Annotated in this window: 6 protein-coding genes; 2 read left to right on the top strand and 4 right to left on the bottom strand. The window is 70.5% G+C overall.

The window, feature by feature from the left end:
• Together M4J07_RS46420 and M4J07_RS46415 are read right to left on the bottom strand one after the other, a co-directional pair.
• On the bottom strand, window positions 1–598 hold a 598-nt coding region (locus tag M4J07_RS46420; RefSeq protein WP_255983177.1), incomplete at its 3' end, for an ABC transporter ATP-binding protein.
• A 235-nt stretch (window positions 599–833) separates the two neighbouring features.
• A complete protein-coding gene (locus tag M4J07_RS46415; RefSeq protein ID WP_255983175.1) occupies window positions 834–1,253 on the bottom strand; it encodes a Fur family transcriptional regulator in 420 nt (139 codons plus the stop codon).
• 139 nt (window positions 1,254–1,392) lie between these two features.
• Here M4J07_RS46415 and katG point away from each other — a divergent pair, with 139 nt between their 5' ends.
• The gene (gene katG, locus M4J07_RS46410) at window positions 1,393–3,609 is read left to right on the top strand and encodes a catalase/peroxidase HPI (RefSeq protein WP_255983173.1); all 2,217 of its coding nucleotides are present in this window, start codon (window positions 1,393–1,395) and stop codon (window positions 3,607–3,609) included.
• Window positions 3,610–3,764: 155 nt separating this feature from the next.
• Here katG and M4J07_RS46405 read toward each other — a convergent pair whose 3' ends face one another.
• Together M4J07_RS46405 and hisN are read right to left on the bottom strand one after the other, a co-directional pair.
• Entirely contained in the window at window positions 3,765–4,166 is a 402-nt protein-coding gene (locus M4J07_RS46405) for a CBS domain-containing protein (RefSeq protein WP_255983171.1), read from the bottom strand.
• A gap of 164 nt (window positions 4,167–4,330) precedes the next feature.
• Entirely contained in the window at window positions 4,331–5,128 is a 798-nt protein-coding gene (hisN, locus tag M4J07_RS46400; protein ID WP_255983169.1) for a histidinol-phosphatase, read from the bottom strand.
• Between the two features lie 153 nt (window positions 5,129–5,281).
• Between hisN and M4J07_RS46395 the strand changes: the two genes are divergently transcribed.
• The coding region (locus M4J07_RS46395; protein WP_255983167.1) for a TetR/AcrR family transcriptional regulator at window positions 5,282–5,762 on the top strand (481 nt) is incomplete at its 3' end.

Here is a 5,762-nt window from a genome sequence, read left to right as displayed (position 1 = left end):
CCAGGACCCGGTCGCCGAGGAGGATCGCCTCCTCCAGGCTGTGCGTGATGAAGAGGGTCGTGGTGTGCGTCGCCTGGGTGAGGGCGAGGAGCTCGTCCTGGAGGATCGTGCGGAGCTGGGCGTCCAGGGCGGCGAACGGCTCGTCCATGAGGAGGATCTCCGGCTCGACGGCCAGCGCCCTGGCGATCGCGACGCGCTGGCGCATGCCGCCGGAGAGGGCGGAGGGGTAGGCGTCGGCGAAGTCGGCGAGGCCCATGCGGGCCAGCCAGTCGCGGGCCCGGGTGTTCGCCTCCTTGCGCGGGACCTTCTGCACGTCGAGGCCGAAGCGGACGTTGGCCAGGACCGTCTTCCAGTCGTAGATGCCGTAGTCCTGGAAGATCATCGCGGCCGGCCGGGGACTGGTGGTGCGGATCTCCAGGGTGCCGGTGGAGGGGCGGGTGAGGCCGGCGGCTATCCGCAGGAGCGTGGACTTGCCGCAGCCCGAGGGGCCGACGACGCAGACGAACTCGCCGGGGGCGGCCGTGAGGTCCAGGGGGCCGAGGGCGTGGGTGGTGCCGAAGGTACGGGTGAGGTCTGTGGCGCGGAGTTTGTGGTGCACGGGGCCCTCCGGGGGTGCGGCGGAGTGTGGTGGGCGCCCGCGAGAATATGACGGGTCGTCAGATTGCGGAAGGGGGTGTGTGGGGAGTGCATCGTTCGTCACCGGGCGGGCGCGCCGTTCGTCGTCGGGTGCGGGGGTGTCGTGGTTGCTCGCGCAGTTCCCCGCGCCGCCGGCGGGGCGCATGCGAAAGGCCCGCACCGTTCGGTGCGGGCCTCGCGTGGTCGAGAAAGGGGCGTTACGCCGCCGCCGTGCAGCTCGGGCACAGGCCGCGGTACGTGACCTCCACGTCCGAGATCGTGAAGCCGAAGCGCTCGGAGTCCGGGAGGGCCGACAGGGGGTTGCCCGTCGGGTGGACGTCGCGGATCTGGCCGCACTGGGCGCAGACCAGGTGCTGGTGGGGGCGGTGCGCGTTCGGGTCGTAGCGCTTCGCGCGCTTGTCCGTCGCCACCTCGATGACCTCGCCGAGCGAAACCATCTCACCCAGGGTGTTATAGACGGTGGCCCGGGAAATCTCGGGAAGTCTCGCGACCGCTCGGGAGTGGACCTCGTCGGCCGTCAGGTGCACGTGATCCCCGTCGAGGACCTCGGCGACGACGCGGCGCTGCGCGGTCATCCGCCAGCCGCGTCCGCGCAGTCGTTCCAACAGGTCACTCATAAAGACCAGCCTAACAGTCAGGGGACCCAGGTCCCGAACGGGCGTAACCTTGGAGCATTGCTTGACTTAGACATTGTCCATTGTAGGATCAAGCACGGCTCAGGCCAAGTGACAGGACAACTCCGGAAGGGCGCCCCCAATGTCCGAGAACCATGAAGCAATCGTCACTGACCCGAAGGCGGAAGGTGAGGGTGGCTGCCCGGTCGCGCACGGGCGTGCGGCGCACCCGACCCAGGGCGGTGGAAACCGTCAGTGGTGGCCGGACCGGCTGAACCTGAAGATCCTCGCCAAGAACCCGGCGGTGGCGAACCCCCTGGGTGAGGAGTTCGACTACGCCGAGGCGTTCAACTCCCTCGACCTCCAGGCCGTGAAGCGGGACATCGCCGAGGTGCTCACCACCTCGCAGGACTGGTGGCCCGCCGACTTCGGCAACTACGGCCCGCTGATGATCCGGATGGCCTGGCACTCGGCCGGTACGTACCGGATCAGCGACGGCCGCGGTGGCGCCGGCGCCGGTCAGCAGCGCTTCGCGCCGCTCAACAGCTGGCCGGACAACGCCAGCCTCGACAAGGCCCGCCGTCTGCTGTGGCCGGTCAAGAAGAAGTACGGCCAGAACATCTCCTGGGCCGACCTCATGGTCCTCACCGGCAACGTCGCGCTGGAGACGATGGGCTTCAAGACCTTCGGCTTCGCCGGTGGCCGCGAGGACGTGTGGGAGCCCGAGGAGGACGTGTACTGGGGCCCCGAGACCGAGTGGCTCGGCGACAAGCGCTACACGGGCGACCGCGAGCTGGAGAACCCGCTGGGCGCGGTCCAGATGGGCCTCATCTACGTGAACCCCGAGGGTCCGAACGGGAACCCGGACCCGGTCGCCGCCGCCCGCGACATCCGTGAGACGTTCCGCCGCATGGCGATGAACGACGAGGAGACCGTCGCGCTCATCGCCGGTGGCCACACCTTCGGCAAGACCCACGGCGCCGGCCCCGCGGACCACGTCGGCGCGGACCCCGAGGCCGCCCCGATGGAGCAGCTCGGCCTCGGCTGGCAGAGCACGTACAACACCGGTGTCGGCAAGGACGCCATCACGTCCGGCCTCGAGGTCACCTGGACCGAGAAGCCGACCGAGTGGAGCAACCTCTTCTTCAAGAACCTCTTCGAGTACGAGTACGAGCTCGGCAAGAGCCCGGCCGGTGCCCACCAGTGGGTGGCGAAGAACGCCGAGGCGATCATCCCGGACGCCTTCGACTCGTCGAAGAAGCACCTGCCGACGATGCTCACCACCGACCTCTCGCTGCGCTTCGACCCGATCTACGAGCAGATCTCGCGGCGCTTCTACGAGAACCCCGAGGAGTTCGCGGACGCCTTCGCCCGCGCCTGGTACAAGCTGACGCACCGTGACATGGGTCCGGTCGTCCGCTACCTCGGCCCGGAGGTCCCCTCCGAGGTGCTGCTGTGGCAGGACCCGCTGCCGGCGCGCGAGGGCGAGCTCATCGGTGCCGCGGACGTCGCGGCGCTCAAGGAGCAGATCCTCGGCTCGGACCTCACCACCGCGCAGCTCGTCTCCGCGGCCTGGGCCTCGGCGTCCACCTTCCGCGGCAGCGACAAGCGCGGCGGCGCCAACGGTGCCCGGATCCGCCTGGAGCCGCAGCGCAGCTGGGAGGTGAACAACCCGGACGAGCTCGCCACCGTGCTGCGCACGCTCGAGGGCATCCAGGCGTCGTTCAACGCCAAGGGCGGCAAGCAGGTCTCCCTCGCCGACCTGATCGTGCTCGCGGGCACCGCGGCCGTCGAGCAGGCGGCCAAGGACGGCGGCGTGCAGGTCGAGGTGCCGTTCTCGCCGGGCCGCGTGGACGCGACGCAGGAGCAGACGGACGTCGAGTCGTTCGCCGCGCTCGAGCCGACCGTCGACGGCTTCCGCAACTACGTGGGCAAGGGCAACCGTTTGCCGGCCGAGTACCTGCTGCTCGACAAGGCGAACCTGCTCACCCTGAGCGCGCCCGAGCTGACGGTCCTCGTCGGTGGTCTGCGCGTCCTGGGCGCCAACCACGGCGGCTCCAAGCACGGCGTCCTCACCGAGCGGACGGGCACGCTGACGAACGACTTCTTCGTCAACCTGCTCGACCTGGACACCAAGTGGAAGTCCACGTCCGAGGCGCAGGACGAGTTCGAGGGCCGCGACGCCTCCGGTGCCGTCAAGTGGACCGGTACCCGCGCCGACCTGGTCTTCGGCTCGAACTCCGAGCTCCGTGCCGTCGCCGAGGTCTACGCGAGCGACGACGCCAAGGAGAAGTTCGTCAAGGACTTCGTCGCGGCGTGGAGCAAGGTCATGGACCTCGACCGGTTCGACCTGGCCTGAGGATTCGTGGTGACTTCGGCACGCGTCCGGAGGCCGCGGTCAAGGCCCTGCGCGGCTAGCTGACCCGGGCGCCTGCCGAGAGCGGGAGGGCCGGTTCCCTTCGGGGAGCCGGCCCTCTTTGTCGTGCCCGGCCTGTCGTGCCCGGCTCGTCGTGCCTAGACGGTCAGGGTCGGGGCGGGCCGCCTGGCCGGGGCCCAGCAGCGGATGATGTCGCGGACCGAGACGATGCCGACCGGCTCCTGCCGGTCGAGCACGATGAGATGGCGGAAGCCGCCGTGCGTCATCGCCTCCGCCGCGTCCTCCAGGGTCCACGCCGGGGCGGCGAAGACGACGTCGGTGGTGGTGTGGGTGCCGGCGGTCTCGGCGTCCGGATTCTGGTTCAGGCCGAGTGAGTTGAGGATGTCGCGCTCGGTCAGGATGCCGATGCCGCAGCCGTCGGGGTCGAGGACCACGGCGGCTCCGACGCGGCGGGCGGACATGAGGCGGGCCGCCTGGCGCAGGGTGTGGGCGGGACCGATGGTGAGGACCATCGTGCTCATGGCGTCACGGACGAGCATGGATGGAGCCACCTTCCTGTGGGAGGCACCTGTTGAACCGCTCAACAAGAAGCGGTTCACAAGTTCACAAGTGGGGGGACTCTCAGAGTTACAGGTAAAGGGAGCACCAACAAGGGGGCGCGGGAGGCGAGTTCAGGGGCGCCCGCAGCGCCCCCGGCCTCCGGTCAGCGGGTGTTCAGGTAGCTCAGCAGCTCGTCGTGGAGCAGACCGTTCGACGCCGCCGCGTTGCCGCTGTGCGGGCCGTGGCGTCCGTCGAGGCCGGTGAAGGTGCCGCCCGCCTCGGACACGACGATCGCGGTCGCCGCCATGTCCCACAGCGAGAGCTCCGGCTCGGCGCACATGTCGATCGAGCCCTCGGCGACCATCATGTACGGCCAGAAGTCGCCGTAGCCGCGGGTGCGCCACACCGCGCGGGTCAGGTCGAGGAACCCGTCGAGCCGCCCCTGCTCCTCCCAGCCGGTCAGCGAGGAGTACGCGAAGGAGGCGTCGGCGAGACGGCCCACCTTGGAGACGTGCAGCCGCGACGCGGAGGTCAGGCTGCGGCCCGTGTACGCGCCCGCACCCTTCGCCGCCCACCAGCGGCGGCCGAGCGCGGGGGCCGAGACGACGCCCACCACGGGCTGGTAGCCGCCCTCGCCCGCCTCCATGAGGGAGATCAGCGTCGCCCAGACGGGAACGCCGCGCACGTAGTTCTTGGTGCCGTCGATCGGGTCGATGACCCAGCGGCGCGGGCCGGTGCCCTCGATGCCGTACTCCTCGCCGAGGATCGCGTCGCGCGGCCTGGCCCGCTGGAGGTTGCCACGGATCAGCTCCTCGGCCGCCTTGTCCGCCTCGCTCACCGGCGTCATGTCCGGCTTGGTCTCCACCTTCAGGTCGAGAGCCTTGAACCGGTCCATCGTCGCGGCGTCGGCGGCGTCCGCGAGGACGTGGGCGAGACGCAGATCATCGTGGTAGTCGGGCATGAGTGAACAGTATCGATCGTCGTCGGTCCGCTGCTACAGGGCCTGATCCCGTACCGGGCCCAGTGCTTGCCGTGCGGGCTATTGACACTGCGGACAACCCCGTCAACTCTGGCGAAACAAGCCGTTAAGGACCCGGCGGCCCGGGAGGCGACGATGCCTGCAGCGCGGGAATCCCTACTGGACGCGGCCTACACCGCGCTCGGCCGGCGCCCCTGGGGTGGGGTGCGGATGGTGGACGTGGCGGCGGTCGCCGGCGTCTCCCGGCAGACCCTCTACAACGAGTTCGGCAGCAAGGAAGGGCTCGCCCGGGCGCTCGTCCGCCGGGAGGCCGACGCGTACCTCGCCGGGGTCGACCGGGCCCTGAAGGAGGGCGGGCTCGACATGGTGGCGGAGTGGACGGTGGTCGCGGCGCGCCGCAATCCGCTGGTGCGGGCCGCGCTCACCGGTTGCTGGAGCGAGCGCCTGCCCTCGCCGACGCTGTCGGCCGTGCCGTCCTCGTCGGCCGTTCCGGCGCAGCGGCGGGCGGACGGGCCGCTGCCGGCTCCCGCCGACTTCGTGTCCGCCGTACGCGACCGGTCCCTGGCCGCGCTCGGGGTGCCCGGGGCGGCCAAGACCGAGTCGGAGGCGCTGGCGC

The sequence above is a fragment of the Streptomyces longispororuber genome, assembly GCF_024448165.1.
GTDB classification, from domain to species: Bacteria; Actinomycetota; Actinomycetes; order Streptomycetales; family Streptomycetaceae; genus Streptomyces; species Streptomyces longispororuber_A.
The sequence above is the reverse complement of the archived record's forward strand: the minus strand, read 5'-3'. Positions and strand labels throughout refer to the sequence as shown.

Excerpts from the sequence above, each read along its gene's own strand:
- M4J07_RS46415 (WP_255983175.1), bottom strand. The coding sequence starts at position 1,253 with ATGAGTGACCTGTTGGAACGACTGCGCGGACGCGGCTGGCGGATGACC.
- katG (WP_255983173.1), top strand. The coding sequence starts at position 1,393 with ATGTCCGAGAACCATGAAGCAATCGTCACTGACCCGAAGGCGGAAGGT.
- M4J07_RS46405 (WP_255983171.1), bottom strand. The coding sequence starts at position 4,166 with ATGCTCGTCCGTGACGCCATGAGCACGATGGTCCTCACCATCGGTCCC.
- hisN (WP_255983169.1), bottom strand. The coding sequence starts at position 5,128 with ATGCCCGACTACCACGATGATCTGCGTCTCGCCCACGTCCTCGCGGAC.